Raw genomic sequence first — 23,864 nt, forward strand, 5'->3', positions numbered from 1 at the left:
CTTGCCACCCGCGCAGCTTACTCCTGGATGAAGTGCCTCTTCACGCCCTGCGCGGCGTTCCTGAGTAGCCCCAGGTCGGCGCAGACCGCGACCATCGTGCAGTCCAGCGCGAGATAGCGCTCGGCTTCCTGCTGCACGGGCGCGAGAATGCCGCTCGACTTGCCAGCCGCGTGCACGCGTTCGAAGACATGTTTGATGGCGGCTTGTACGTCCGGATGATTCGCATTGCCGAGATGTCCGTACGATGCCGCGAGATCCGAAGGCCCGACGAAGAGCGCATCGACGCCGTCGACGGCCGCGATTTCGTCGATGGCTTCGACGGCCGCGCGGCTTTCGATCTGCACCGCGACGGCGATGTTGTCGTTGGCCAGGTCGAAGTAATTGGGCACCGTGCCATACCGGTTGCCCCGATGCCCGACCGACACGCCGCGAATGCCCTGCGGCGGATAGCGTGTGGATGCCACGGCGCGGCGAGCGTCGTCGGCGCTATCGACGAACGGAACGAGAAAGTTGACGAAGCCCGCGTCGAGCAAGCGCTTGATGGCGACGGCGTCGTTGGCCGGTGGCCGCACCACGGGCGCACTGACGCTGTCTTTTAGCGCCATATGCTGCGGAATCAGCGTGATGGAATCGTTGGGCGCGTGCTCGGCGTCAAGCAGAATCCAGTCGAAGCCGACAACGCCGAGCAATTCCGCGACGATAGGACTGGCAAGCGACGTCCAGCATCCAATCACTTTCTTGCGTGCGAGAAGCGCCGCCCGGAAGGTATTGGGCAAAGCTTGATAAGGTGCCGTTGATGACATGGTGTCTCCTTGAGCGACTGTCTTTCGATGAGAAGCCGGTGTCTGAGATTGCAAATGTCATCAGACGTCTTAACACAGGGTACTGTGTTTTCATCCAGATTAGACAGCGGAGTTAACCCTTAATCCTTTTTGCGGCGACGTTTAAAGCGGTATCGTTAAGCGCGACAAGTTATATGACATCCTATTTGTTAAGCGCTGCGAGCGCTGGAATCGCCGAGTTGACGAACGAACGGCGTGACGACAAGATGCGTTGTCTGACATCCAAGTTACAGGCGCTGCCCACGGCGCAGACAAGATGTCCGACCACACCATTCTTCCCAACATCAAAAGAACATGGCGAGTCTGACCGATAAAGTTGTCACCACGTTGTTCGAGGAAATCGAGCGTGGCGTTCTGCGACCTGGCGACCGGATTCCGACCGAAGCCGCGTTGATGAAGCAACTGTCGGTGAGCCGGTCGGTGGTGCGCGAAGCGGTGTCGCGGTTGCAGGCTGCGAATGTCGTCGAGACGCGGCATGGCGTCGGCACTTTCATTCTGGCGCCGTCCGGGCGCGAGACCGTTCGCTTACCGGGCGTCGAGTTGTCGAACCTGCTGGACATCATGGCGATCATCGAGTTTCGCATCGACCTGGAAGGCGCTGCCGCGGCGCTCGCCGCGGGACGCCGTACGGAGCAGCATCTGAAACAGATTGCCGCGACGCTCAGAAACTTCGAGGATCAACTGACGAGCGGCAGCACAGATGTTCTCGAACACGACGTCGAGTTTCATCTGCAAATTGCGCGGGCAAGCGGCAACCGATATTTCTACGACGTCCTGAGCCAGATGGGCCGAGGCGTGAGTCCGCGCACGCGGCTTGGCCGGGCGGAGTTGGCAGAGCTGGATCAGATCGAACGCCTGCGCAATGTTCTGAGTGAACACAAGGCGATTTATCGGGCGATCGTGCGTCAGGACAGCGACGATGCACGCGCAGCAATGCGCCTGCATCTGAGCAACAGCCGTGAGCGGTTGAAAGACGTGCATGCGTCGGCTGCGGTCTGACATCGCACGGGTTTTGGGCAGCGCGCCTCGTCTGTCTAAGTTAACAAAAGGATTCGTATGTATACGTAGTAATAGTTAACAAGCACGAGACGTTTCAGTGGATAAGTACCGTCGTGCTTTTCCGATCAACGAGTTGGCGATTTAACAAGTCCGGTATGGCGAGCGCGTTTGCGGATGGAAGCTGGGACAACTTTCGGTGTTTGCGGGTTAACGCGAAGTTATCCAGAAACCGCCAACAGACGAACAGTCGAGCTGTTGACAGGGTTGTCCACAGGCGTCAGGCCACGCGCACCTGGTTGGTCGAGATCGTCTTAGTCATGGCGTCGAGGGTTTCGACGGTTATCGGCAGGTTGTCGGCGTAGCGTTTGAAGTCCGATGCGATGGCCGCGATTCGATCGATGGAGCGCGCAGCGACACGTGGCGCGATGCCGGTCTTGCTGGCGAGCTTCATGAGATGCTCGCGCGTCACGGCCTCGCCTCTCCGCAGACATTCATTTGATGCTCGCCGCCCGGACCTGAATTAAACGTGAGGTCGTACGCGGGTGAAACTGCCAGCGGCCATGCGCGTGCATCACGAAGGAAAAGTTCTTGGCGTAATCGTCGCGAATGTCGAAGACGACGTTGAACACGCATCGCTCGAAGGCCTGAAGTACTTCGCGTACATCGCGCGTCATGAACTGCATGAGTCGCAAGAGCGTGACGTAGTGCATCTGAGGGACGCGAAAGTCGGCGTGCGCCACGCCGGCTGCCGTACGCATGGGGACCCGCATGCAGCTCGCGATCGAATCGTTCGATACCAAAGGCGGCCATGGAATCGCCGAGATCGAAATAAGCCGTGACGGGCATTCGTAGTTCGCACGCAGTTGCAATGGCGCCGTACATGGCCTCGACCGCGCAGACTTCCTTGTGATCGGAGCGCGGCTTGAGTTCGAAAGGGAGATCCAGATTGTCGGCAAGGCCCAATATGCCATTGCGACGCGGATAAAAGAATCGAGCGACCCTTGTCCGCCGCGTTCGATATCGCGCAGTGCGCGCGTTGTTATGCCGGCGCGGCTTGCCACGTCTTTACTGTTGGAGATTTTGCGCAAGGCGGTGAGCGCGCAGGCGCTGGCCTGATTCCTCCGAAATCTCAGCTGAGCTTGCTAAGTAAAAGCGCATTTTTTGCCGGTTAAATGCAAAAAATGACGCTTACCGGCGTTGTTTTACCGCTTAGAGAAGGGTGCCACTTGTTTCAGGATATGCCCATCCAACAAAAACGCCCCCGAAGGGGCGCTTTACAAAACTCGCGACGGCATCAACCCCAACTTCACTCCACCGTCACCGACTTCGCCAAGTTCCGCGGCTTATCCACATCCGTCCCACGCGCACAAGCGGTGTGATACGAAAGCAACTGCAGCGGCACCACATGCAAAATCGGCGAGAGCGCGCCGTAATGCTCGGGCATGCGGATGACGTGAATGCCCGCCTCACTGACGATGCGTGTATCCGCATCCGCGAACACATAAAGCTCACCGCCGCGTGCCCGCACTTCCTGCATGTTCGACTTGAGCTTTTCAAGCAGCGTATCGTTCGGCGCGACGGTCACGACCGGCATCGCCTCGGTTACCAGCGCGAGCGGCCCGTGCTTCAGTTCGCCCGCCGGATAAGCCTCCGCGTGGATATACGAAATCTCCTTGAGCTTCAACGCGCCTTCCAGCGCGATCGGATAATGCAGCCCGCGCCCGAGGAAAAGCGCATTCTCCTTGCGCGCGAATTCCTCCGACCACGCGATGATCTGCGGCTCCAGCGCCAGCACGCTATTCAACGCCGCCGGCAAGTGACGCAACTGACCGAGATAAGCCGCTTCCTGCTTTGCATCGACGAAACCGCGCAGCTTACCGAGCGTCACCGCCAGCACGAACAAGCCGACGAGCTGCGTCGTGAACGCCTTCGTCGACGCCACGCCAATCTCCGTGCCCGCATGCGTCAGGAACGCGAACTCGGTCTGTCGCACCATCGCGCTCGTCGCGACGTTGCAGACCGCGAGCGTGTGCTTGTGGCCGAGCGATTGCGCGTGCTTGAGCGCGGCGAGCGTGTCGGCGGTTTCGCCCGATTGGGATACCACCACGACCAACGCTTTCGGATTCGGCACCGACTCCCGATACCGATACTCGCTCGCAATCTCGACCTGCGTCGGAATCTTCGCGATCGATTCGAGCCAGTACTTCGCCGTCAAACCCGCGTACGAACTCGTGCCGCACGCCAGAATGAGCACGCTGTCGATTTCCGCGAACACCTCGCCGGCCGTCGCGCCAAATAGCTCCGGGTCGAAGTGATCGGCTTGCGGAATCGTGTCGGTGATAGCGCGCGGCTGCTCGAAGATTTCCTTCTGCATGAAATGGCGATACGGCCCAAGCTCCACGGCGCCGCCGTACGCCGTCACCACGCGCACTTCGCGCTTCGCGGGCAGACCCGCCCGATCGAAAATCTTCACGCCATCGAGCGAAAGTTCGACGACATCGCCTTCTTCGAGGAACGAGAAACGGTCCGTGCTGCCCGCAATGGCGAGCGCATCGGACGCGAGGAAGTTCTCGCCATCGCCCAGACCGACGACGAGCGGCGAACCCTGCCGCGCGCCCACCACCGTATGCGGCTGATCCTTATGAATGACCGCGATGGCATACGCGCCATGCAATTGCGCGACGGCTTCGCGCACGGTCTGGAACAGATCACCGCGATACATGCTGTGAATCAGATGCGCGATGACTTCGGTATCCGTCTGCGATACGAACTCGTAGCCCTTGCCGCGCAGCATCTCGCGCAACGCCTCGTAGTTCTCGATGATGCCGTTATGCACGAGCGCCACGGTATCGCGCGAAAAGATGGGATGTGCGTTGTCGGTGACGGGCGCGCCATGCGTGGCCCAGCGCGTGTGCGCAATGGCCGTCATGCCGGCGAGTCCCGATTGCTTCACCTGTTCGTCGAGATCGGCCACGCGGGCGACGCTGCGCGCGCGGCGCGGCTCGCCGTTGCTCAATACGGCGACGCCACACGAGTCGTAGCCGCGATATTCGAGGCGTCGCAGGCCTTCGACGAGCACCGGGACGATATTACGTTGCGCAACCGCGCCGACAATTCCACACATGGCGTTGATCCTTTCAGACTTAGTTTCGTGCGCGCGCCGCAATGCAGTCCGCGCGCGTTGTTCAGACCTTCTTCGCCTTGACCGGGCGAACGTAGCCCGGCTTGCTGACCTGCACTTTCTCGTTCAGCACGAGTTCGCCTTCGCCGACATCCTTCCACACGGTCGTGCCCGCCGCGATGGTCACGCCGCGACCTACGCGCACGGGCGCGACGAGCTGCGTATCCGAGCCGACGAACACGTCGTCTTCGATGATCGTGCGATGCTTGTTCGCGCCGTCGTAGTTACAGGTGATGGTTCCGGCGCCGACATTTACCCGCGCGCCGATGTCCGCGTCGCCGATATAGGTCAGGTGGTTCGCCTTGGAACCGTGGCCTAGCACCGCGTTCTTCACTTCGACGAAGTTGCCGACATGCGCTTCGTCGCCAAGCACCGCGCCCGGACGCAGCCGCGCATACGGCCCGAGCACGACATTCGCGCCGGTCTTGCCGCCTTCGATATGCGTGTACGCGTCCACGCGCGCGCCTGTGCCGATGGTGGCATTGCGAAGCACGCAGTTCGGACCGATGGTCACGTCATCCGCCAGCGTCACGCGGCCTTCGAAGACGCAATTCACGTCGATGAAAACGTCCGCGCCGCATTCGAGCGTGCCGCGTACGTCGATGCGGGCCGGGTCCGCGAGCGTCACGCCCGCTTCGAGCAGCGCGTAAGCCACGTTGCGCTGATGCACGCGCTCCAGTTCCGCCAGCTGAATCTTGCTGTTCACGCCGAGCGTTTCCCATTCGGCATCGGGCTGCGCCGTCACCACTTCGACGCCCGCTTCGATGGCGCGCTCGACTACATCGGTGAGATAAAACTCGCCCTGCGCGTTGTTGTTCTTAAGCGACGCGAGCCACGCTTCGAGCGTGCGCGTGGGCGAAACGACAATGCCCGTGTTGATCTCCGCGATCCGCCGCTCTTCCTCGCTCGCATCTTTTTGTTCGACGATTTTCTGCACGGAACCGCTGGCATCGCGCACGATCCGGCCGTAGCCGGTCGGATCAGCCACCGTTACCGTCAGCACGCCGTAGCGTTCGCCGCCGGCAGCATCGAGCAGGCGTTGCAACGTGCTTGCGCGCGTGAGCGGCACGTCGCCGTAGAGCACGAGCGTCGGCACGGAGGGATCGAGCAGCGGCAGCGCCTGTTGCACCGCGTGGCCCGTGCCGAGTTGCTTGTCCTGGACGGCGAACTGCACGTCGGGCGCGCCGACGGCTTCGCGCACTTTCTCCGCGCCGTGACCGATCACCACGACGAGCCGCGTTGGCGAAAGCGTGCGCGCCGTGTCGATGACATGCGCGAGAAGCGGCTTGCCCGCCAGCGGATGAAGGACCTTCGGCAGAGCGGAGCGCATGCGCTTGCCCATGCCGGCAGCCAGAATCACGATGTTCATTGACGGATTTCTTGCGAAGAATGGTTGCGGCCAATATAGCACGCAGGCCTTTTGACGCAGTGCGGTAAATGCCACGCTGCGCCTTGTCGGGAAAGGCTCAAAGGTCGTCGAACTGCACGATTGAAATCGCGTTTGCCGGCCCGGACGGTTCGCTCGCGCACGGTTCTTCGTCGAAGGCAATATCGCCGTTTGCGTCCGCCTCGCCCGTCGCGCGCAATCCGGCGAACGGAAAGAGCTTGTGATCCATCAAATGCGACGGCACGACATTGGTCAGCGCGTTGAACATGTTGGTTACTCGACCGGGAAAACGCTTGTCCCAATCGCGCACCAGCGCCTTCATTTCCGCGCGCTTCAAGTTGGGCTGACTGCCGCACAGATTGCACGGGATGATCGGAAACTCGCGCAACTCGGCGTATTTTTCCAGATCGGTTTCCTTCACGTAGGCAAGCGGGCGAATCACGATGTTCTTGCCATCGTCCGATTGCAGCTTGGGCGGCATGCCCTTCAGCTTGCCGCCATAAAACATGTTGAGCAACAGCGTTTGCAGAATGTCGTCGCGATGATGCCCGAGCGCGATCTTGGTCGCGCCCAGTTCGCCCGCCACGCGGTACAGAATGCCGCGCCGCAGCCGCGAGCACAGCGAACACGTCGTCTTGCCTTCCGGCACCAGCCGCTTGACGATGCTGTACGTATCCTGGTTCTCGATATGAAACGGAATGTCGAGCTTGCTCAGATATTCGGGCAGCACATGCTCCGGAAATCCCGGCTGCTTCTGATCCAGATTGACGGCCACGAGTTCGAAGTTGATCGGCGCGCGCTCGCGCAGGCGCATGAGAATTTCGAGCATCGCGTAACTGTCCTTGCCGCCGGACAGACACACCATGACCTTGTCGCCTTCCTCGATCATGTTGAAGTCGCCGATCGCCTCGCCGACTTGCCGCGCGAGCCGCTTGAAGAGCTTGTTGTTCTCGTAGGCTTCCTTCTGCTGACGGCGCGTCAGCGCTTCGCGCGCGGGCTTTTGCTCGTCGGGCGCTTGCAGTGTCTCGGGCGCGTTCATGCTCGTTCCTCTTTGATACGGAAGACTTCGACGCCCACCGCGTCGCAGTCGGGATACACGTCGGGTTTTTCTGTCGATACCACCACGGCCCGCACATTCGGATGCGCGAGCAGCGCGGCGGCGACATCGTCGCAGAGTGTTTCCTGCAGATGGATGTGGCCGCGCTTCACGCGCTCGGCGATGGTCGAGCGCATGAAGTCGTAGTCGACGACTTCGGCGAGCTTGTCCGCGACGGGCGTGGACAGCGCGAGCGGCACGAACAGTTCGACGTTGATCACGACGCGTTGCTCGCCGCGCTTCTCGAAGTCATGCACACCGATATTGATGCGCACTTCGTAGTTGCGCAGAAAAAGCCGCCGGCAGTCGGCCAGCCGGGGATGCGAAAGTGCGGCAAGCATGGGTTCGTTCCAAAAGTTGATACGCGGCGCGCGGGGCTACAGCTTCGGCGCGCCGAACAGGTACATCACGTCGCGCGGGCTCGGTACGAGATGCTGGCCGCCATCGACCACGAGCGTCGTGCCGGTCATGCCGTGCGCGTTCGCCAGAAAGCACGCGGCCTCCGCGACGTCGCGCACCGTGGACGCCCGCTTGAGCGGCGTCACGCGATGCGCCGCCGCGAACGATTCCGGCGTCTGCCCGGCGGAAATCAGCGTCAGTCCCGGCGCGAGGCCGACGACGCGCAGCTTCGGCCCCAGCGCCTGCGCGAGCGCGACGGTGGCGTTTTCCAGCGCGGCCTTCGTGAGCGTGTACGACAGGTAATCCGGGTTCATGTTGTACAGCTTCTGATCGAGCACGTTGATGACAACGCCGCGTCGCGTGTCGTCATCGGCGGCGGATTCAGGCGTGATTTCGTGCAACAGACGCGCAAGCGTGAGCGGCGCGGCGACGTTGATCGCGGTCATCTCGAGCAGCTTCGCGTAGCCGAAGTCGGTGGCCGTGTCTTCGTCGAAACGCGATGCGCAGTTCACCACGCAATTCAGCGCGCCGAATGCCTCGACACACGCCGGCACGAGCCGCGCCACTTCCGCTTCGATGCCGAGATCCGCGTGCAATGCGGCCGCGCGCCGGCCAAGCGCTTCGATTTCGGCGACGGTTTCGAGCGCTTCACGCGCAGAGCCGCCGTAGTGCACGGCGACGTCCCAGCCCTGGCGAGCGAATTCCAGCGCGACGCCGCGCCCGATGCGCCTGGCGCCGCCGGTCACGAGTACGACGCGGGACCGCGCAGCCGAAGCGGGCGAAAGCGGCGAATTTGCGGAAGAAAACGGCGTGGAGGCGCTCATTTACAATACTGGGATGAATCCGAAAGCTCGACAATCCGACAGTTTACCTGCTCCCGGCGCGGATGCACTCGCCCAGTCCGACGCACTTTCCGCGCTGATTTGCGAGCGTATCGCCGAGGCGGGCGGCTGGCTGCCGTTCGACCGCTACATGGACCTCGCGCTGTATGCGCCCGGACTCGGCTATTACAGCGGCGGCGCGACAAAGTTCGGCCGGCGCGCGGAAGACGGCAGCGACTTCGTCACCGCGCCGGAATTGTCGCCCTTGTTCGCGACGACGCTCGCGCGGCCCGTGGCGCAGGCGCTCGAACAGAGCGGCACGCGCCGGCTGATGGAGTTCGGCGCGGGCACGGGCAAGCTCGCGGCGGGTTTGCTCAACGCGCTCGCCGAACTGGACGTGGCCTTCGATAGTTACGCAATCGTCGATCTTTCCGGCGAATTGCGCGCGCGCCAGCGCGAGACAATCGAAGCGCAGGCGCCCGCGCTCGCCGCCAAGGTCATCTGGCTCGATGCATTGCCGGATTCGTTCGAAGGCGTGGTGATCGGCAACGAAGTGTTGGACGCCATGCCGGTGCGACTCGTGGTGCGCAAGCTCGGCGCGTGGCACGAGCGCGGCGTGGTCGTGCTGAACGACCGTTTTGCTTTCGATGACCATCCCGTGGAAATCGACGAGCAAATCGAATTGATCGATGCCGCCATCGACGAAGCCAACGACGAGCCATTCACCGAATACGTGACCGAAACGCACGAGGCGGCGCTCGGCTTCACGAAGACCGTTTGCACCATGCTCACGCGCGGCGCGGCGTTTTTCATCGACTATGGATTTCCGCGCCGCGAGTTCTATCACGCGCAGCGCGCGACCGGAACGTTGATGTGTCATTACCGGCATCGCGCGCACACGGACCCGTTTCTCTATCCGGGCTTGCAGGACATCACGGCGCACGTCGAATTCACGGGGATCGCGGAAGCAGGCACGGAAGCCGGCGCCGATCTGCTGGGCTTCACGTCGCAGGCGCGCTTTCTGATGAACGCCGGTATCACCGACGTACTCAACGAACTCGATCCCGCCGACGTGCGGCGCTTTTTGCCCGCCGCCAACGCCGTGCAGAAATTGCTTTCGGAAGCAGAGATGGGCGAACTCTTCAAGGTGATCGCGTTTTCGCGCGGCATTCCCGGCACGCTCGACGCCTTCTCGGCCGGCGACCGTTCCCATACGCTCTGAGCCATTGCCATGATTCGCTGGCTTCTGACTACGTTTGTCGCGCTGATGGTGCTGTCGGCTTGCTGGCCGTGGCTCCGCAAGCTCGGCGTCGGGCGCTTGCCGGGCGATTTCACGCTGCGCATCTTTGGACGCGAATACTCGTTTCCGTTCATGTCGACGCTGCTGCTGTCGATGTTGCTGTCGCTGATCGCGCGCGCGCTCTAGCCGTTACAGAACCGCCTTCACCGCTTCGACCCGCGCATCGTGCACGGCGTCTTTTATGCGTGCGGGCTGATTGGCGAAGCGTTGCGCGACCGCGCCGGCATCGACGGAACGGGCCGCGACTAGCGCCTCGCGCAGCCGTTCGGCCTGTGGATAAGGCTGCTGTTCCAGACCGAGCCGACCGCGCGCATCGGCGAGACATGCCTGCAAGGCTTCCGCGAAACGCGCGGGTTTGCGCAACGCGTCGGCGCGTTCGAAGAGGCGCACCAGCGCGGCCGCGCCCGCGTCCATGACGCGATGAATGTTGCCGTGCTCGCGCGCGACGAGTACCGCCAGATCGCGGCACTCGTTCGGCACGCGCAAGCGGTCGCAAAGCGGCTTCAGGAGATCGACGCTGCGCCCTTCGTGACCAAGATGGCGCGGCAGGATATCGTCCGGCGTGGTCGCCTTGCCGAGATCGTGAGTGAGCGCGGCGAAGCGCACCGGCAACGCAAACCCCTGCGACGCCGCGTAGTCCACCACCATCATCACGTGGACGCCGGTGTCTACTTCAGGGTGATAGTCGGCGCGTTGCGGCACGCCCCAAAGCGCGTTGACTTCGGGGAGAATGCGCGCCAGCGCGCCGCAACCGCGCAGGACCTCGAACATGCGGGAAGGCTTCTTTTCCATCAGACCGCGCGAGACTTCCTGCCATACACGCTCGGGCACGAGGGCATCGACTTCGCCCGCCTCGACCATTTTCTTCATCAGCGCTTCGGTTTCCGGCGCGACTGAAAAATCGGCGAAGCGCGCCGCGAAACGAGCGAGACGAAGAATACGCACCGGGTCTTCGATGAACGCATCGCCCACATGCCGGAAGAGTTTCTGCGCGAGATCGGCGCGGCCGTTGAACGGATCGATCACCGGGCCGGTCAGTTCGCCATCGGGATTCACTTCGCGCGCCATTGCATTGATGGTCAGATCGCGCCGCGTCAAATCCTCTTCGAGCGTCACGTCCGGCGAGTAGTAGAACTGGAAGCCGTGATACCCCGCCGCCGTCTTGCGCTCGGTGCGCGCGAGCGCGTATTCCTCGTGCGTCCGCGGATGCAAAAACACGGGGAAATCCTTGCCCACCGGCTTATAGCCTTGCGCCACCATTTGCTCGGGCGTGGCTCCAACCACGACATAATCGCGATCCACCACCGGCACGCCGAGCAATTCGTCGCGGATCGCGCCGCCAACCGCGTAAATGTTCATTGCGCGATTTCCTGCTTTGCATCCTCAATCCACGCCGCGACCGCGGGCAATGCGGTCACGCGCTGCGCATAGGCACGCGATTCATCGTCAAGCGACGGCTCGTAGGAATTGAAGCGCATGACGACCGGCGCGAACATGGCATCCGCAATACCGAACTCGCCGAACAGAAACGGCCCGCCCGACTTCGCCAGGCAATCGGCCCACAACGCTTCGATGCGCGCGATATTCGCCAATGCGCCTTCGCTTGCGCCTTTGCCTGGCGCGTGCGTGTGAATTTCCATGGGCATCGACTGACGCAAGTCAGCGAAACTCGCGTGCATCTCGGCGCTGATGCTGCGCGCACGTGCCCGCGCAGCGGCATCGCGCGGCCACATCGCGTTGTCGGGAAAGCGCTCGGCGACCGTCTCCATGATCGCAAGCGACTCCCACACGGAGGCGCCGTCGTCGGTGACGAGACACGGCACCTTGCCCGATGGCGACACTTCGAGAATGCGCGCCTTGGTATCGGGCTGACCGAGACGAATCAGCGTTTCCTCGAAGGGAATGCCGAAGTGCTTCATCAGCACCCAAGGGCGCATGGACCAGGAAGACGTGTTCTTGTCACCAATGACGAGTTTCATGCGATCGATGTTCAGCGATGCGCCGTGGCGCGAAAAGAATTGAAGCGCGAGCGATTCGACGCGCCCGTCAGATACAACGGCGCAATCGCCTCGATGCTCGCCGGTTCGCCGATGCCCAGTTCGGGCGCAAGCGGGCCGCTCGCAATATTCGGCGTTTTCATCGAATCGAGATTGTCGCGCGAAATCAGCGGTTCACCGGGCGCGAGTTCGAGCGTCATCGCCTGAAGGCGGCCAAGGCTCTCGGGCAGCTTGATGATGCGCGAATGCTTGCCGATGGTCGCGCCCGCAAAGCGCACCAGCTCCGCGAGCGTGAAGACGCCCGGCCCCGCGAGTTCGTAGACCATGCGGTTGGCCGCGTCGAGGTCGAGCACGTTGACCATGGCCTTGGCCACGTCGCCGACGAAAATAGGCTGGAACTGCGCGTCGGCGCAAGCCAGCGGAATCACCGGGAACATGCGTTCGAGGAAGGCGAACTGATTCAGCAGATTGTCCTCGGGACCGAAAACGACGGAGCTTCGGAAAATGGTCCAGTCGAGGCCCGAGTCGCGCACCGCCTTTTCGCCATCGCCCTTCGAGCGCAAATACATGCTCGGACCTTCCGAATCCGCGCCGATCGCGCTCATGTGCAGCAGCCGGCGCACGCCTTTCGCCGCGCACGCCGCCGCGATCTTGCGCGGCAACTCGACGTGCGCTTTCTCGAACTCAGGCCCATAAGGCTCGCCGCGCCGCCCTTGCAGCACGCCGACGAGGTTGATCACCGCGTCGGCCTCCGCGACGAAAGCCGCGAGTTGCGCGGGATCGTGAATATCGGTTTCGATGACATCGACGGGAAGAAGCGTCAGATGCGCCGCGTTGGAACGGCGCCGCGTGGCAATTCGCACGTTCTTGCCGAGATCGACCAGCGCGTTGACGAGATGACTTCCGATGAAACCCGAACCGCCGATGAGCGCTACCTTTTGATGTCGCATATTCGCCTCTTTAGTCGCGGCTTTGTGAGTGCGCTTTGACGAATGCGAACGGCGAAGGGGCAGCCGCGCGCCCGTTCCGTTTATTCGTGCAACGAAACCGCGACGCGCGGTGCAAAAGAACTACGGCGCGATATATCCCAGCCGCGTCTTCAGCGATTGCGGACGGCCTTCGAACAATGCCGCGTAATAGACGGTGTTCGACAGCACGTTCTTGACGTAATCGCGCGTCTCGGTGAACGGAATGGTTTCAGCAAAAATCGCGCCCTCGACAGGCGCGCGCAAATCCTGCCGCCATTGCTTCGGCCGGCCGGGACCTGCGTTGTAACCGGCAGTGGCGAGCACGGGCGAGTTATCGAATTGATTGTAGATCATCGACAGGTAATTTGTGCCGAGCAGAATGTTGGTGTTGATGTCGTTCATTTGCGCGCGCGACACCGGACCCATGCCGATTTTCTTGGCGACGAGTTGCGCCGTGCCAGGCATCAGTTGCATCAAGCCGCCCGCACCTACTTCCGAACGCGCGTTGATGATGAAGCGCGATTCCTGGCGAATTAGCCCGTATGCCCATTCGATATCGAGCCCGGTGGTTTGCGCATCGCGCTCGACGATATCGCGGAACGGCGACAGATAACGCAGCGTGAAGTCGTGCTCGGTCTTCGTCTTGTCGGCGGTGTTCACCGTGCGGTCGAACAGTTCGATGCGCTTTGCATACTGCGCGGCGGCGATGAGTTGCCGGTCCGTCATGCTGCGCAACGGCCAGTTCCATTCGCGGTTGCCTTCGAGCCGCATGTTCAGCGAGTAGAAACGTTGCGACAGCGCGAAGCCCGGCACCGACTGCATTTGCGCGATTTCGGCATCGCTCACGGTGGTGCGCGGCGGGACGCTGATCTTCTGGCCGGTTTCTTCCAGCGCGAGCTGGCCGTAGAAGTTGTATTGGTCCGCGATCGACTGGAATTCCTGATTGGCCGTTGCGGCGTCGCCCGCTTGCTTGACCGCGCGGCCGTGCCAGTAAGTCCACGCAGGCTGGCTGCGCAAGGTGGGCGGCATCTGGTCGATAGACCAGCGCACCATGTTCCAGTCGCCCGCGAGCAACGCGCTGCGCGTGCGCCATTCATATGCGGGGTTCGACAACTGCGCGTTCGCCGATAGCCGATACCAGTCCGACGCGGCCGGCATGCGCTTGATCGCCGCCTGATAGCCGATGGTGCCCCAGCCGATCGCGCGTTCCTGCGCGGTGAGACTCGGCGCGACCGAACTGAACGTGGCCGCGGCCATTGCCGGATCGTTGCGAGCCATGCGCGTGATGGCGAGCAAGGTCAGTTGATGCGCCGGCGTGTTCGGCATGACGCCGCGCGCGAGGTAAAGCGGCGGCTTGTTGACCGCGTCGTCGAGAAGCGAGCCTTTCGGCTTTTCCTGCCCGAGCGCTTCGACGATATTTAATCCGGTCGACGTGTAGTTCTGTTCGTAAGCGATGCGAATCTGCTGCCAGATGTCGTCGCTCGTGAACTGGCCTGACTCCGCAAGTGCGCCGATGAGATCGACGCAGCCGTCGCCGTACCATTTGGGATCGACGAGCAGCGCGCGCGCCGCTTCCGCGACGTTCTCGCCCTTCGAGAGACGCGCTTCGAGTGCATAGCACTTGACCTGCGTGTCGTCGTTGAGCACGAAGCGGGCATATTGCTGCTCGAAGTTCTTCCAGTCGTGACGGCTGCCGAGCACGACGAGATAATCGTTGCGCATGCGGTCGGCAATGGCCTGGCCGTCGTTGCGCTGCAGGAACGAGAGCACCGGCGCATCGGGCGCGTCGATGCGCGCGTGGCCTTGCGAATCGAAGAGTTGCGGCTTGATCGTGAAGTACTCGACGTAACTCGGCGCCGGATAGTTCGGGATTTGCGCGGCAAGAACGGCGGCTTTGGCCGGATCGTTCGCGCGCGCGGCATCGCGCAACTGCATGAAGATGCGGTCGTCGGACGACGGCGAGAAGTCTTCGTCGGGGCGAACCGCGGAAGCTGTTCCACAAGCGACGAGCGTCACTGCGGCAAGTGCGGTACCAGCCGCAAGATATACTCGGTCGAGGCGTTTTGACATCGTTATTACTGGAGCGCGAGGTGGTCCAAAGATCGGTTGAAAGCATAGCACGCAACGTTTGCGCGGAACCTAAAAGCGCATTGCGTTCCACGCTTCTCGCAAGCCGCGAAGCACAGCGTGACGATCCCGCGCAAGCCGAAAGAAATAAGGCGCTCGCGACACGCATCGAGGCGTTGCTCGCGGAGCATGCGGTCAAGTGCATCGGCTTTTATTGGCCCGTTGCGGGCGAATTCGATGCGCGCGCTTTGCTCACGCGCTGGCTCGCGGCAGACGCGACGCGCGCCGCCGCGTTGCCCGTGGTGGTCGAGCCCAAGGCGCCGATGGCCTTCCACGCATGGCATGCGCAGATGCCGATGAAGGAAGGCCGCTATCGCATTCCCGTGCCTACGCAGGAAACCCGCGTGACGCCGGATCTGTTGCTGATTCCATGCGTCGGTTTCGATCTCCAGCGCTTGAGACTGGGTTACGGCGGCGGCTACTACGATCGCACGCTCGCCGCCTGGCCGAATGGCGAGCGCCCCGTGACTATCGGGATTGCCTACGAATCGGGCAAATGCGATGCGCTCCCGCGCGAGACTCACGACTTGCCGCTTGGAGCCATCGTTACCGAGGCTGCCGTCTACTGACTCAAAGCGATGTCGCCGCGCGCGCGGCGGTATCGTAAAGACCGGATGCGTTGCGCATGAGTTGCGCGGCGTCGCCAATCTGCTCGTTTGTCAGCCCGCTCTCGCGCAGCGTCGACATGAGACAGCTCTCCCGCACTTCACGATACTTCCCGCACAACTCGCGCCCTGCCGCCGTTGCGGAAAAGAACACTTCCTTGCCCGTCTTCTCGCTTTTCACGTAACCGCGCGCCACCAGTTTCTTGAGTGCATACGTGGCAACGTGGGTATCCTCGATATTGAGGACGAAGCAGATATCGGCGAGCTTTTTCTTGCGATCGCGATGGCTCACGTGATGCAGCAGCGATACTTCCACGGCGGTCATGTCCTTCGCGCCCGCCGCCGACATGCAACGCACCATCCAGCGATTGAACGCGTTGCTCACCATGATGAGCGCGTATTCGAACTCCGATAACTCGGCGCTGACTTCTGACACGAGATGCTCGGACGAGACGATCTTGGTAGGGTGACGCGACATGGCGAGGACCGTTGAAAAGTGCGTGGAGTGTATCCGAACGATATCGCGCAGCCGCGACCTTGCGTCACGAACCACACTCCGAACAAACGCTTATTGATAAATTGTCGATAATTTATTGACAATGTAGCATTCTGACGCGTTGCTGGCCGCATGGACGGCGCGCGCAAGGGACCAGAGAGGCATGACGAAACCACGTATTCATCCGCTTGGCGACAACGCGCTCGTGTGCGAATCCGCGCCACCGGCGACGCTCGATTGTCAGCGCCGCATCTGGGCGCTCGCCGACATCGCGCGGCTCATGCCGCACGTCGTCGAAGTCGTGCCGGGCATGAACAACCTGACCATCGTCTTCGACCCGCTCGAAGCCGATTACGAAGCCCTCGCGGCGCAACTCGAAGAAGGTTGGGAAGCGGCCACGCCATCGGATACGGGCGGCGCGGAGATCGAGATTCCGGTGCGCTACGGCGGCGCGGACGGCCCCGATCTGAGTTCGCTCGCCAAGCACGTCGGCCTTTCCGTCGATGAAGTCGTGAAGCGTCACACCGAAGCCGAATACGTCGTCTTCTTTCTCGGTTTTCAGCCGGGCTTCGCCTACATGGGCGGCCTCGATCCCGCGCTGCACACGCCGCGCCGCGCGGAACCGCGCCTCGAAGTGCCGGCGGGTTCGGTCGGCATCGGCGGGGCGCAGACGGGTATCTATCCCGCTGTATCGCCCGGTGGATGGAATCTGCTCGGCCGCACCGACCTCAAGCTTTTCGATCCGGCCCGCAACCCGCCGACGCTCATGCAGCCCGGCGACCGCGTGCGCTTCACGGCGCTGGAGGTGCGCGCATGATCGAAGTAAAACGCGCGGGCGTGCTCTCGTCCGTGCAGGATCTCGGGCGCCACGGTTATCGGCATCTCGGCGTGAGTTCGGGCGGCGCGCTCGATGCGCTGTCGCTGGAAATCGGCAATCGTATCGTCGGCAACAAAGCGGATGCGGCGGGCATCGAAGTCACGTTCGGGCCGACCGTGCTGCGCTTCTCGCGCGCGACGCGCGTCGCGATTACCGGCACGGACTTCGGCGCGACGCTCGACGACGAGCCGGTTTATTCGTGGTGGAGTCTGCCCGTGCGCGCGGGCCAGGAGCTGACGCTGCGCGCGGCCAAGCGCGGCATGCGCGGCTACGTGTGCATTGCGGGCGGTATCGACGTCTTGCCGATGCTCGGCTCGCGCAGCACCGACCTCGGCGCATGCTTCGGCGGCCTGGGCGGACGCGCGCTTGCCGACGGCGACCGTTTGCCTGTCGGCGTGCCGCAACCGCACAAGGGCATCGCGTTTTCGCCGGAAGAACCGGCCTTCGGCGTGAAGGCGCCCGCGTGGTGCAAGTTCGTGCTCGTCGATGAACCCGTGCGGCGCGGCCGACATGCGCCGGGCGTCGACTGGGCCGTGCCGATTCGCGTGCTGCGCGGTCCGGAATACGCGAGCTTCACGGAGAAGGCGCAGCGCGACTTCTGGAACGAGGAATGGACCATCACGCCAAACAGCAACCGCATGGGCTTTCGCCTCGCGGGCACGGAGCTCGAACGCGGCGAGAAAATCGAACTGCTGTCGCACGCGGTCCTGCCCGGCACGATTCAAGTGCCGCCGAACGGCCAGCCCATCGTCCTGATGGGCGACGCGCAATCCACGGGCGGCTATCCGAAGATCGGCGCGGTCATCAAGGCGGATTTGTGGAAGCTCGCGCAAGTGCGGTTGAACGGCGGCGTGCGCTTCATCGAAACGTCGCTGGAAGAAGCACGCCATGCGCTCGCCGAAGAGCGGCGCTATGTCAGTCAGGTGGGCACGGCCATCGCGATGCACGAGGAACGCTGCGCGCGTCTGGCTAAATCAACGTAACGACTTTGAACGATACGACATCATGGAAATCGATCTGAACGCCGATCTCGGCGAAGGCTGCGGCACCGACGAAGCGCTGCTCGAACTCGTCAGCTCCGCGAACATCGCGTGCGGCTGGCATGCGGGCGGCGCAACCGCGATGCGCGAGTGCGTGCGCTGGGCGGTGCAAAAAGGCGTGGCGATCGGCGCGCATCCGAGCTTCAACGATCCCGAGAACTTCGGCCGCAAGGAAATGGACTTGCCGCCCGAGGAAATCTACGCGGGCGTGCTGTATCAACTGGGCGCGCTGTCGGCCATTGCGCGGGCGGAAGGCGGACGTATCGCGCATGTGAAGCCGCACGGCGCGCTCTACAACCAGGCCGCGAAAAGCCCCGGGATAGCGGATGCCATCTGCTCCGCCGTGCATGACTTCGATCCGTCGCTGCTGATCTTCGGTCTCGCCAACAGCGGTCTCGTCGATGCGGCGCGGCGCGCGGGCTTGGTCGCCATCGAGGAAGTCTTCGCGGATCGCGGCTATCGCGCGGATGGCTCGCTCGTGCCGCGCAAGGAACCGGGCGCGCTGCTCGAGGATGAAACCGAAGTGCTCGACCGCACGCTCGCGATGGTGCGCGAGCAACGCGTGCAGGCCGTGTCCGGCGAATGGGTGCCGCTCAAGGCGCAGACCATCTGCCTGCATGGCGATGGCGCGCACGCACTCGAATTCGCGCGACGCATTCGCGGCGCGCTCGCCGATGCGGGCGTCGATGTCCGCGCCGCCCGCGCCGAATAAGCGATTTTCCGATGCATCGAACGCCCCGCCTGCCGGGGCGTTTTAACAAGCGCTATCTACGCGTCCGCTTCGAGGCGCGATGTCTAACCCCTGGTCTGGAGATCTCATGGCAACCGCAGTCAACTTATGGCCGCTCATCGGCGTGGCCGTCATCATCGTGGGCTTCGTGCTGCGCTTCAATCCGATGCTGATCGTCGCCGCAGCGGCGATCGTCACCGGCTTCGCGGCGCACTTTCCCGTGGAGCGCATTCTAACCACCATCGGCACCGGCTTTCTGAAGACGCGCAATATTCCGCTCATCATCTTGCTGCCGCTCGCGGTGATCGGCCTGCTCGAACGGCATGGCTTGCGCGAACGCGCGCAGACGTGGATATCGAGCATTCGCGCGGCGACGGTCGGGCGACTGTTGATCGTCTATCTGCTCGTGCGCGAACTGACGGCGGCGGTCGGCCTCACGGGTCTCGGCGGCCATCCGCAAATGGTGCGACCGCTCCTCGCGCCGATGGCCGAAGGCGCCGCCGAAACGCGTTACGGCAAGCTCTCCGACGCGGTGCGCCACAAGCTGCGCGCATATTCGGCGGCAACCGACAACGTCGGCCTCTTCTTCGGCGAGGACATCTTCGTGGCGTTCGGCGCCATCGTGCTGATGGTCACGTTCCTCAAGGAAGCGGGCATCGTCGTGGAACCCATGCATGTTGCCGTGTGGGGCATTCCGACCGCGATCTGCGCGTTCCTCATCCACGGCTTTCGGCTGTGGCTGCTCGACCGGCGCCTGACGCGCGAACTCGGCGCGCTCACGCGCAATCTCGCGGGAGAGAAAGCATGACGCTCACCATCAACTATCTCTTCTATCTCGTCGGCATCGTGCTGGTGGTGGTCGCCGGCATGATCCTCACCGACAAGTCGCATCCGCGCCGCCTGACGACGGGCGTGTTCTGGCTCGTGTATGCGCTCGTGTTCCTGATCGGCGACTGGCTGCCGCCCGCGGTCGTCGGCGTGCTCGTGATAGCGATGGCGCTCATCGCCGGACTCGGCGGCGTGACCGGCGCGAAGCCGAAAATGCTGTCGGAGCAAACGCGCCGGCAGAGCGCCGCGCGGCTCGGCAACAAGCTCTTCGTGCCCGCGCTGACCATTCCGGTCGTCACCGTGATCCTGACGCTCGGCGCGAGCCATCTCGTCTTCGGCGGGCAACCGTTGATCGAGTTGAAGAACGTGACGCTGATCGGCTTCGGCATAGGCTGCGTGATCGCGCTGGCGGTGGCGTGCGTCATGACGCGCGATACCGTCGGCCAGTCGATGCGCGAGGCGCGCCGTCTCATCGACGCGCTTTCGTGGGCCGCCGTGCTGCCGCAAATGCTCGGCATGCTCGGACTCGTGTTCTCGGACGCAGGCGTCGGCAAGGCGGTCGCGCATGTGACGACGGCCTACATCAACCTCGACTATCGGCTCGTCGCGGTGACGGTCTATGTCGTCGGCATGGCGCTTTTCACGATGGTGATGGGCAACGGCTTCGCCGCGTTTCCAGTGATGACGGGCGGTGTCGGTGTACCGATTCTCGTCGGCGTGTTCCACGGCAATCCGGCGACGATGGCCGCCATCGGCATGTTCTCGGGCTACTGCGGAACGCTGATGACGCCGATGGCCGCGAACTTCAACATGGTTCCGGCGGCGTTGCTGGAGTTGCCCGACAAGAACGCGGTGATCAAGGTGCAGGTGCCGACAGCGTTGTCGCTTCTGATCGTGAACATCTTCTTGCTGAACTGGCTGATGTTCATCTGAATCGGCAAAGCGTTCAGCCAGCCACCACGACGAAGCCGCGCTTTCTCAGCAGTTCGAGCACGCCGCGCGACCCGCCGAGATGCAGCGCCCCGATAGCCACGAACACCGGCTTGTCGGGCGCTGCCAGTTGCACCATCCGCGCGACGAAGCGGCGATTGCGCTCATATACCACGCGGTTATCCACCTGATCCGCGAGCGGCTTCGAGCGCGCAAGCTTGTTGCCCTTGGCGTCGTCCCAAGCTTTGAGCGCGTCCGCGTCGCCGATTCGCCAGAGCCGGTGCAGCTCTTTCACGTCGGCGATGTTTTCGGTTGGCGTCTGCACGAGATCCTGTGCGAGCATCTCGCGCTGTTGCGCGGAAGTCAGACGCGTGAACGTCGATATCTGTTCGTTCAAGGTTTCGAGCCCGACGATTTTTCCTCGCACATGCAGATAGACATTCTGCAACTGCGCCTCGGTGCCGTACTCGCTCTGAAAACCGGCCTTGAGCGTGTCGTATGTTTCGATCAGCATCGACGCGAGCCACGGACGCGTGTGCCGCAATTCCTTCAGCGCATCGGGATTGTTGCGCATGCGCGCTTGCACCGCCTGCCACATCGAATCCGGCAAATAATCGATCAAACATTCGCTGCGGCACATGCCGAAGCGATTCACGTCCTCTTGCGAAACGAGCAGTTCGTCGGGAGAGATTTCGAGCGCGAGTGTGGGCGATGCATAAAGCGCAGCCAGTATCGACTGGCGAAACGGCTGTTCGGCCGGATAGTCGGTCGCGAAACCGACATGCAGCGTACCGAGCAAATAGATGGTGGTCGTGCCTTTGGTCGCAACGTAGAACGGCATGCGCGCCGGCGCCGCGCGCACGGGGCCGCTTGCCGTCGTGCCATCGGATCGATCCACGGCCGGCGCGGGTGCCGATGCGCCCGGTGCCGCCGCTACGTCCGCGCCGCCTGCGGGCTGAGGGGTGCCACCTGCCGGCGTACGCGATCCGACGACCGCAAAACCGGATGGCGTAACGACCGCGCCTGCCATGAACAGTACGAACGACAGCACAATGGCTGTCGCTCTGGCGGACGCCACGCGCGCGGCGCGCGGCTGGTCATATGAATACGGCACGAGCGACATCTTAAAACATTCACGCGACCCGCTGGACACGCGCTGTCGCTTCGAGACGATCGACTTGGAGCTTGACCGCGCGCCGCCTTCTTTGAACGAAGCTGGCGCGCGTCAAACCGCGCGTCGATGCGATTCAAACCTCCACGTCACCTACCTCCTCGGCGCGATGACACGAGACTTGCCGCCCGTCGACGACGCGCAGCGCCGGTTCCTCGGTTCTGCAACGATCGATCGCGTACGGGCAGCGCTGATGAAACGTGCAGCCCGATGGCGGATTGAGCGGCGAAGGCATTTCGCCCTGCAGCTTGATCTTGATGCGGCGATCTTCCTCGAACAACGCGGGCGTTGCCGACATCAAGGCGCGCGTGTACGGATGACGCGGTCGCGCGAAGATGGTTTTCTTGTCGCCGAGTTCGGCCACGCCGCCGAAGTACATCACCATCACGTCATCGGCAATATGCTCGACCACCGACAGGTTGTGCGAGATGAACACGTAGCTCGTGCCGAACTGCGCTTGCAGGTCCATGAACAGATTGAGAATCTGCGCCTGGATCGAGACATCGAGCGCGGAAACGGGTTCATCGGCGACGACGATTTGCGGGTCGAGAATCATCGCGCGCGCAATCGCCACGCGTTGCCGTTGACCGCCCGAAAACATGTGCGGGTAGCGCGTCGCGTGTTCCGGTCTCAGGCCGACGGTGCGCATCATCTGCGCAATGCGTTGAGCGCGTTCGGTTGCGTTGAGCTTCGTGTTGATGGCGAGCGGCTCGCCGAGCGTCTGCTCGACGGTCTTACGCGGATTGAGCGAGGCAAACGGGTTCTGGAACACCATCTGCACGCGCTGCCGCAACGCGGCGATCTTGTCCTTGCTCGCGCCCGCCACGTCCTCGCCATCGATCAGAAGACGGCCCGATGTCGGCGTCTCGATCATCGTCAACTGACGCGCGAGCGTGGACTTGCCGCAGCCCGATTCGCCGACGACAGCAAGCGTGCGCCCGCGCTGCAACTCGAACGACACGCCGTTCAGCGCCTTCACCGTGCCCTGTTCGAACATGCTGCGCTTGACGCTGTAATGCCGCGTGAGCTGATCGGCGGCGAGCACGATGTCCTTGTTGATTTCCTTCGGTACGGCGTTCATCGCGCGCCTCCTTCCACCACCATTTCGACATTCAACGGCTTGATGCAACGCGCGCGCACGGCCGCGTCGTTGGGGTCGAGCTGGAACAGATTCGGCCGCCCCTTCCAGCAGTCCTCGACGGCATATTTGCAGCGCGGCGCAAAGAGGCATCCACTGGGTCTGTCGTCTCGGCCCGGCACCATGCCCGGCAACGCCGCCAGACGATCCGCGCCGCGGCTATGTTCCGGAATCGCGGCGAGCAACGCTTCCGTGTACGGATGATGCGGCTCGCTGAAAATGGCAGGGACGTGATTCGTTTCGATGATCTCGCCCGCATACATCACCGCGACGCGCTGCGCCACTTCCGACACCACCGCGAGATCGTGCGAAATCAGCACGAGCGCCATGCCGCGTTCCTTTTGCAAGCGCACGAGCAGTTCCATGATCTGCGCCTGAATGGTCACGTCGAGCGCGGTCGTGGGCTCGTCGGCGATCAGGAGTTTGGGATTGCAGGCGACCGCCATTGCGATCATCACGCGCTGATTCATGCCGCCCGACATCTGATGCGGAAACGCGTCGATGCGGCTTTTCGCATCTGGAATGCCGACCTGATCCAGCAGTTCGAGCGCGCGTTTGTTGAGTGCGTCGCCGCGCAAGCCTTCGTGCAGTTTCAGCGATTCCTTGATCTGATAGCCGACCGTGTAGCTCGGGTTCAGGCTCGTCAGCGCGTCCTGAAACACCATCGCGATGTCCTTGCCGATGATCTTGCGACGCTCGCGCGCCGAGGCCTTCAGCAAATCGCGCCCATCGAAGGTGACCTGATCGGCCGAGACCTTGCCGGGTGCATCGATCAGGCCCATGAGCGCCATCATCGTGACGCTTTTGCCCGAGCCGGATTCGCCGACCACGCCGACCACTTCGCCCGGCTTGACCGACAGGTCGATGCGATCGACCGCCTGTGTGCCGCCGAACGTCACTTGCAGATTACGGATAGTGAGTAGATCGTTCAT

Annotated in this window: 25 protein-coding genes; 9 read left to right on the forward strand and 16 right to left on the reverse strand. The window is 62.8% G+C overall.

The annotated features are described in order from the left end of the window. Positions 1-17: 17 nt before the first annotated feature. A complete protein-coding gene (gene garL / locus P9250_RS17645) occupies positions 18-803 on the reverse strand; it encodes a 2-dehydro-3-deoxyglucarate aldolase (protein ID WP_250509614.1) in 786 nt (261 codons plus the stop codon). Positions 804-1,136: 333 nt separating this feature from the next. Here garL and P9250_RS17650 point away from each other — a divergent pair, with 333 nt between their 5' ends. Next, on the forward strand, positions 1,137-1,841 hold the full coding sequence (locus P9250_RS17650; protein ID WP_250509615.1) for a FadR/GntR family transcriptional regulator: 705 nt from the start codon (positions 1,137-1,139) through the stop codon (positions 1,839-1,841). A gap of 277 nt (positions 1,842-2,118) precedes the next feature. Here the strand turns inward: P9250_RS17650 and P9250_RS17655 are convergent, their stop codons facing one another. The 7 genes from P9250_RS17655 to P9250_RS17685 all read right to left on the reverse strand — a co-directional run bounded on the left by P9250_RS17655 (position 2,119) and on the right by P9250_RS17685 (position 8,728). Further along, entirely contained in the window at positions 2,119-2,292 is a 174-nt protein-coding gene (locus P9250_RS17655) for a hypothetical protein (protein ID WP_310394362.1), read from the reverse strand. A 40-nt stretch (positions 2,293-2,332) separates the two neighbouring features. Then, positions 2,333-2,599 carry a HipA domain-containing protein gene (locus P9250_RS17660; RefSeq protein WP_310394364.1) on the reverse strand — a complete coding sequence of 89 codons (267 nt, stop codon included), beginning with the start codon at positions 2,597-2,599 and terminating at the stop codon, positions 2,333-2,335. A 548-nt stretch (positions 2,600-3,147) separates the two neighbouring features. Continuing rightward, entirely contained in the window at positions 3,148-4,965 is a 1,818-nt protein-coding gene (glmS, locus tag P9250_RS17665) for a glutamine--fructose-6-phosphate transaminase (isomerizing) (protein WP_244826497.1), read from the reverse strand. Between the two features lie 61 nt (positions 4,966-5,026). Beyond that, positions 5,027-6,391, reverse strand: coding sequence for a bifunctional UDP-N-acetylglucosamine diphosphorylase/glucosamine-1-phosphate N-acetyltransferase GlmU (glmU, locus tag P9250_RS17670; RefSeq protein ID WP_310394366.1), 1,365 nt, complete (start codon positions 6,389-6,391; stop codon positions 5,027-5,029). Positions 6,392-6,488: 97 nt separating this feature from the next. Then, complete coding sequence (gene ttcA / locus P9250_RS17675; protein WP_310394368.1) at positions 6,489-7,448, reverse strand: tRNA 2-thiocytidine(32) synthetase TtcA; 960 nt, start codon at positions 7,446-7,448, stop codon at positions 6,489-6,491. Then, complete coding sequence (locus P9250_RS17680; RefSeq protein ID WP_244826500.1) at positions 7,445-7,846, reverse strand: dihydroneopterin aldolase; 402 nt, start codon at positions 7,844-7,846, stop codon at positions 7,445-7,447. Before P9250_RS17680 ends, ttcA begins: the two co-directional genes overlap by 4 nt. A gap of 36 nt (positions 7,847-7,882) precedes the next feature. After that, positions 7,883-8,728 (reverse strand): SDR family oxidoreductase, encoded by an 846-nt coding sequence (locus P9250_RS17685; protein WP_310394371.1) that lies wholly within the window; start codon positions 8,726-8,728, stop codon positions 7,883-7,885. A 13-nt stretch (positions 8,729-8,741) separates the two neighbouring features. Here P9250_RS17685 and P9250_RS17690 point away from each other — a divergent pair, with 13 nt between their 5' ends. Together P9250_RS17690 and P9250_RS17695 are read left to right on the forward strand one after the other, a co-directional pair. Then, positions 8,742-9,947 carry a class I SAM-dependent methyltransferase gene (locus P9250_RS17690; protein WP_250509620.1) on the forward strand — a complete coding sequence of 402 codons (1,206 nt, stop codon included), beginning with the start codon at positions 8,742-8,744 and terminating at the stop codon, positions 9,945-9,947. Positions 9,948-9,956: 9 nt separating this feature from the next. After that, positions 9,957-10,151 (forward strand): DUF2905 domain-containing protein, encoded by a 195-nt coding sequence (locus P9250_RS17695; protein WP_244826503.1) that lies wholly within the window; start codon positions 9,957-9,959, stop codon positions 10,149-10,151. Positions 10,152-10,154: 3 nt separating this feature from the next. On the opposite strand, the gene P9250_RS17700 is transcribed toward P9250_RS17695, so the two are convergent. From P9250_RS17700 to P9250_RS17715, 4 genes are all read right to left on the reverse strand, one after another. Then, positions 10,155-11,384, reverse strand: coding sequence for a multifunctional CCA addition/repair protein (locus P9250_RS17700; RefSeq protein ID WP_244826504.1), 1,230 nt, complete (start codon positions 11,382-11,384; stop codon positions 10,155-10,157). Then, positions 11,381-12,004 (reverse strand): glutathione S-transferase family protein, encoded by a 624-nt coding sequence (locus P9250_RS17705; RefSeq protein WP_310394373.1) that lies wholly within the window; start codon positions 12,002-12,004, stop codon positions 11,381-11,383. Before P9250_RS17705 ends, P9250_RS17700 begins: the two co-directional genes overlap by 4 nt. A gap of 11 nt (positions 12,005-12,015) precedes the next feature. Beyond that, complete coding sequence (locus P9250_RS17710) at positions 12,016-12,972, reverse strand: complex I NDUFA9 subunit family protein (protein ID WP_244826506.1); 957 nt, start codon at positions 12,970-12,972, stop codon at positions 12,016-12,018. Positions 12,973-13,092: 120 nt separating this feature from the next. Further along, positions 13,093-15,060, reverse strand: coding sequence for a lytic transglycosylase domain-containing protein (locus P9250_RS17715; protein ID WP_250509623.1), 1,968 nt, complete (start codon positions 15,058-15,060; stop codon positions 13,093-13,095). A gap of 8 nt (positions 15,061-15,068) precedes the next feature. Between P9250_RS17715 and P9250_RS17720 the strand changes: the two genes are divergently transcribed. Continuing rightward, on the forward strand, positions 15,069-15,686 hold the full coding sequence (locus tag P9250_RS17720; RefSeq protein ID WP_409014966.1) for a 5-formyltetrahydrofolate cyclo-ligase: 618 nt from the start codon (positions 15,069-15,071) through the stop codon (positions 15,684-15,686). Position 15,687: 1 nt separating this feature from the next. Here P9250_RS17720 and P9250_RS17725 read toward each other — a convergent pair whose 3' ends face one another. Further along, positions 15,688-16,200 (reverse strand): winged helix DNA-binding protein, encoded by a 513-nt coding sequence (locus tag P9250_RS17725; RefSeq protein ID WP_244826509.1) that lies wholly within the window; start codon positions 16,198-16,200, stop codon positions 15,688-15,690. 181 nt (positions 16,201-16,381) lie between these two features. Here P9250_RS17725 and pxpB point away from each other — a divergent pair, with 181 nt between their 5' ends. The 5 genes from pxpB to P9250_RS17750 all read left to right on the forward strand — a co-directional run bounded on the left by pxpB (position 16,382) and on the right by P9250_RS17750 (position 20,626). After that, positions 16,382-17,035, forward strand: coding sequence for a 5-oxoprolinase subunit PxpB (gene pxpB / locus P9250_RS17730; protein WP_250466008.1), 654 nt, complete (start codon positions 16,382-16,384; stop codon positions 17,033-17,035). After that, the gene (locus P9250_RS17735) at positions 17,032-18,078 is read left to right on the forward strand and encodes a biotin-dependent carboxyltransferase family protein (RefSeq protein WP_244826511.1); all 1,047 of its coding nucleotides are present in this window, start codon (positions 17,032-17,034) and stop codon (positions 18,076-18,078) included. The genes pxpB and P9250_RS17735 overlap by 4 nt, the downstream gene beginning before the upstream one ends. Positions 18,079-18,100: 22 nt before the next feature. Then, complete coding sequence (pxpA, locus tag P9250_RS17740) at positions 18,101-18,847, forward strand: 5-oxoprolinase subunit PxpA (RefSeq protein WP_250509625.1); 747 nt, start codon at positions 18,101-18,103, stop codon at positions 18,845-18,847. A 106-nt stretch (positions 18,848-18,953) separates the two neighbouring features. After that, complete coding sequence (locus tag P9250_RS17745) at positions 18,954-19,673, forward strand: DUF969 domain-containing protein (RefSeq protein ID WP_250509626.1); 720 nt, start codon at positions 18,954-18,956, stop codon at positions 19,671-19,673. Then, on the forward strand, positions 19,670-20,626 hold the full coding sequence (locus P9250_RS17750) for a DUF979 domain-containing protein (protein WP_250466013.1): 957 nt from the start codon (positions 19,670-19,672) through the stop codon (positions 20,624-20,626). Before P9250_RS17745 ends, P9250_RS17750 begins: the two co-directional genes overlap by 4 nt. A gap of 13 nt (positions 20,627-20,639) precedes the next feature. On the opposite strand, the gene P9250_RS17755 is transcribed toward P9250_RS17750, so the two are convergent. From P9250_RS17755 to P9250_RS17765, 3 genes are all read right to left on the reverse strand, one after another. After that, entirely contained in the window at positions 20,640-21,746 is a 1,107-nt protein-coding gene (locus P9250_RS17755; protein ID WP_244826514.1) for a TraB/GumN family protein, read from the reverse strand. 124 nt (positions 21,747-21,870) lie between these two features. Next, on the reverse strand, positions 21,871-22,875 hold the full coding sequence (locus P9250_RS17760) for a peptide ABC transporter ATP-binding protein (RefSeq protein WP_244826515.1): 1,005 nt from the start codon (positions 22,873-22,875) through the stop codon (positions 21,871-21,873). Further along, the gene (locus P9250_RS17765) at positions 22,872-23,864 is read right to left on the reverse strand and encodes an ABC transporter ATP-binding protein (protein WP_310394380.1); all 993 of its coding nucleotides are present in this window, start codon (positions 23,862-23,864) and stop codon (positions 22,872-22,874) included. The genes P9250_RS17760 and P9250_RS17765 overlap by 4 nt, the downstream gene beginning before the upstream one ends.

The sequence above is a fragment of the Caballeronia sp. LP006 genome, from assembly GCF_031450995.1.
Classification (GTDB): Bacteria; Pseudomonadota; Gammaproteobacteria; order Burkholderiales; family Burkholderiaceae; genus Caballeronia.